The following is a 3875-nucleotide window of genomic DNA, read 5'->3' on the forward strand; positions in this document are numbered from 1 at the left end:
GGGGGGCGGCATGAGCGTTCGTTTGCTCCGAGCCGTCGCAGCTTCGTCCGCCTCGAGGACACACCGGCAGATAAGCGCCATGCCCGACCTAGGGAGGCCGAGAATGCCTGGTGCGTCGGTAGCGTTACAAAATAACGAACGCCGGGCACGCGCCGGGTACCGCATGAATGCCCTCCCGGGGGGGAGGTCGGGCATGGCGCGGGCGCGCCAGGTAACTTTCGGCTCCCGCGGGGTAACGCCCACAATGCAGGAGCAATCACCCCATAGCCTGCCGCACTACCCAGCCAACCGCAGAGGAGCCGCCTGATGGAAAAGACAGTCAACCAAAAGGCATGGTTCCTCGTCCTGCCGGTACTGCTGCTGGTGGCCTTTTCCGCGGTCATTCCGCTGATGACGGTGGTCAACTACTCGGTGCAGGACACTTTCGGGAACAACCAGTTCTTCTGGGCCGGGCTCGAATGGTTCGAGGAAATGCTGTCCTCCGAACGTATGTGGGACGCGCTGGGGCGCCAGCTGATGTTTTCGGGCATCATCCTCGCGATCGAGGTGCCATTGGGTATCTTCGTGGCGCTGAACATGCCGAAATCGGGGTTCTGGGCCAGCTTCTGCCTCGTGATGATGTCACTGCCGCTGCTGATCCCATGGAACGTGGTGGGCACCATCTGGCAGATCTTCGGGCGGGTCGATATCGGGCTGCTGGGCTATACGCTGGATGCGCTGGGGATCAACTACAACTACACGCAGGACGTGCTGGCGGCATGGGTGACCATTGTGGTCATGGATGTCTGGCACTGGACCTCGCTGGTGGCGTTGCTGGCCTATGCGGGGCTGAAATCGATCCCCGACGCCTATTACCAGGCCGCCAAGATCGATCAGGCGAGCCGCTGGAAGGTCTTTCGCTTCATCGAGCTTCCCAAGATGATGGGCGTGCTGATGATCGCCATCCTGCTGCGTTTCATGGACAGTTTCATGATCTATACCGAACCCTTCGTCGTGACGGGCGGTGGCCCCGGCAACGCCACGACGCTGCTGTCCATCGACCTAGTGAAGATGGCGCTCGGCCAGTTCGACCTTGGCCCGGCGGCGGCCTTCTCGATCATGTATTTCCTCGTCATCCTGCTGATTTCCTGGGTGTTCTACACGGTGATGACGAACCTCGACCGGAAGGGGATGTAGGATGACGGACGCGACAGCGATACCAGAGGATCTGACGGCGCAGGGCAGCAATACCCGGCGCAGGTTCAAGGTAAAGACCAGCGTCGTCGTGATGACGCTCTATCTGCTCTTCCTGATGCTGCCGATCTACTGGCTGCTGAACATGAGCCTGAAGACGAACACGGAGATCCTGAACGAGTTCACCCTGTTCCCGCGCGATCTGACCTTTGACAACTACGCTACGATCCTGACCGATCCGGCGTGGTACATGGGATACGTCAATTCGATCATCTACGTGACGATCAACACGATCATTTCCCTCGCCGTCGCATTGCCTGCCGCCTATGCGTTCTCGCGCTATCACTTCATGGGCGACAAACACCTGTTCTTCTGGCTGTTGACCAACCGGATGGCGCCGCCTGCGGTCTTCGCGCTGCCGTTCTTCCAGCTCTATTCATCGGTGGGGCTGTTCGACACCCATATCGCGGTGGCTTTGGCGCATACGCTTTTTAACGTGCCGCTGGCGGTCTGGATCCTCGAAGGGTTCATGCGCGGCGTCCCGAAGGAGATCGACGAGACAGCCTATATCGACGGCTACTCCTTCCCCCGGTTCTTCGTGAAGATCTTCATGCCGCTCATCGCGAGCGGGATCGGCGTCGCGGCGTTCTTCTGCTTCATGTTCTCATGGGTCGAACTGCTGCTGAGCCGCACGCTGACCACGGTCGATGCGAAACCCATCGCCGCGATCATGACGCGCACACAGGGTGCCAGCGGGATCGACTGGGGCGTGCTGGCCGCAGCAGGCATCCTGACGATCCTGCCGGGCGCCTTGGTCATCTACTTTGTCCGCAACTACATCGCCAAGGGCTTTGCCCTGGGGCGCGTCTGAGCCAGCAAGAGGGAGGAACGTTTCATGGACTGGATGGCATGGACATGGCCCACCGCGATATTCTTCGCCGTCATCGCGGGGCTGCTGATCACTTTCACGATCCTCGCGATCAAGTTTCCCGAAACGCCTCGCACCGGCATCCTGCGGATCGAGACGACCCGCGGGGACCGGCTGTTCATCACTTTGCTGGGGTCGGCCTTCATCAACCTCGCGTGGCTCGGCCTCGTGGGGGAGGGGCAGCCCTATGCGCTTCTGCTTTGCCTGGTCTATGCCGCGGCGGTGTTCCGCTGGGTCTGACGATCGGGAAAGCGTGACGGGTGCAGAGGACGCCCGCCCACGTTTCGACCACATCCTCGACAAACGGTTCAAAAAGGGAGGACACCAACAATGAACCTCAACCTCAGATCAACCACGGCAGCGCTGCTGATCCTCGCGGGTCCTGCCTTTGCGGATATGGAGGCGGCGCAGGAGTTCCTCGACAACGAGATCGACGGCCTGTCAACGCTCACCCGCGAAGAACAGGAAGCGGAGATGCAGTTCTTCGTCGATGCCGCCAAGCCCTTCGAAGGCATGGACATCAAGGTCGTTTCCGAAACCATCACCACACACGAATACGAAAGCCAGGTGCTTGCACCCGCTTTCACCGCCATCACCGGGATCAACGTCACACACGACCTGATCGGCGAAGGCGACGTGGTGGAGAAACTGCAGACGCAGATGCAGTCGGGCGAAAACATCTACGACGGCTACATCAACGACTCGGACCTCATCGGTACCCACTGGCGGTATCAGCAGGCGCGCAACCTGACGGACTGGATGGCGGGCGAGGGCAGCGACGTGACCCTGCCGACGCTCGATCTCGATGATTTCATCGGTCTCAGCTTTACCACCGGCCCGGACGGCAAGGTCTATCAGTTGCCGGACCAGCAGTTCGCGAACCTTTATTGGTTCCGCTACGATTGGTTCAACGACGAGAAGAACAAGGCCGACTTCATGGAGAAGTACGGCTACGAACTCGGCGTTCCGGTCAACTGGTCTGCCTATGAGGACATCGCCGAATTCTTTACCGGGCGTGATCTCAGCCACATGGGTGTCGAGGGCGAAGTCTTCGGCAACATGGACTACGGCAAGAAGGACCCGTCGCTCGGCTGGCGCTACACCGATGCGTGGATGTCCATGGCCGGCATGGGAGACGTGGGTGAACCCAACGGCCTGCCGGTCGATGAATGGGGCATCCGTGTGAACGAGAACAGCCAGCCCACCGGTTCCTGTGTGGCACGCGGCGGTGCGACGAACTCGCCCGCGGCGGTCTATGCGGTGACCAAGGCGATCGAATGGCTGGAGAAATATTCGCCCCCGGCAGCCGCGGGTATGACCTTCTCCGAAGCCGGTCCGATCCCCGCGCAGGGCAACGTCGCTCAGCAGATGTTCTGGTACACCGCCTTCACCGCCGACACCGTGAAGCCCGGCCTGCCGGTGATGAACGAGGATGGCACGCCCAAGTGGCGCATGGCACCCAGCCCGCATGGCGTTTACTGGAAAGAAGGCCAGAAGGTCGGGTATCAGGATGCCGGTTCCTGGACGCTGATGAAGTCCACCCCGGTGGATCGCGCCAAGGCCGCATGGCTCTACGCGCAGTTCGTCACCTCCAAGACGGTGGATGTGAAGAAGTCCCACGTCGGCCTGACCTTCATCCGCGAGTCCACGGTGCAGCATGACAGCTTTACCGAGCGTGCGGACAAGCTGGGCGGTCTGGTGGAGTTCTACCGTTCACCTGCGCGCGTTGCGTGGTCGCCCACCGGCACCAACGTTCCGGACTATCCGAAGCTGG

General features: G+C 60.9%; 4 protein-coding genes. All 4 read left to right on the top strand.

Features of this window, described 5'->3' with window-relative positions:
- The first annotated feature begins 306 nt into the window (after nucleotides 1-306).
- Nucleotides 307-1176, top strand: coding sequence for a carbohydrate ABC transporter permease (locus tag A3764_RS04025; RefSeq protein ID WP_067928069.1), 870 nt, complete (start codon nucleotides 307-309; stop codon nucleotides 1174-1176).
- Nucleotide 1177: 1 nt separating this feature from the next.
- The gene (locus A3764_RS04030; RefSeq protein ID WP_067928066.1) at nucleotides 1178-2044 is read left to right on the top strand and encodes a carbohydrate ABC transporter permease; all 867 of its coding nucleotides are present in this window, start codon (nucleotides 1178-1180) and stop codon (nucleotides 2042-2044) included.
- 24 nt (nucleotides 2045-2068) lie between these two features.
- Nucleotides 2069-2341 (top strand): DUF2160 domain-containing protein, encoded by a 273-nt coding sequence (locus A3764_RS04035; RefSeq protein ID WP_067928064.1) that lies wholly within the window; start codon nucleotides 2069-2071, stop codon nucleotides 2339-2341.
- Nucleotides 2342-2431: 90 nt separating this feature from the next.
- On the top strand, nucleotides 2432-3875 hold a 1444-nt coding region (locus tag A3764_RS04040; RefSeq protein ID WP_067951222.1), incomplete at its 3' end, for an ABC transporter substrate-binding protein.

The organism is Sulfitobacter sp. HI0129, assembly GCF_001635395.1.
Classification (GTDB): domain Bacteria; phylum Pseudomonadota; class Alphaproteobacteria; order Rhodobacterales; family Rhodobacteraceae; genus Sulfitobacter.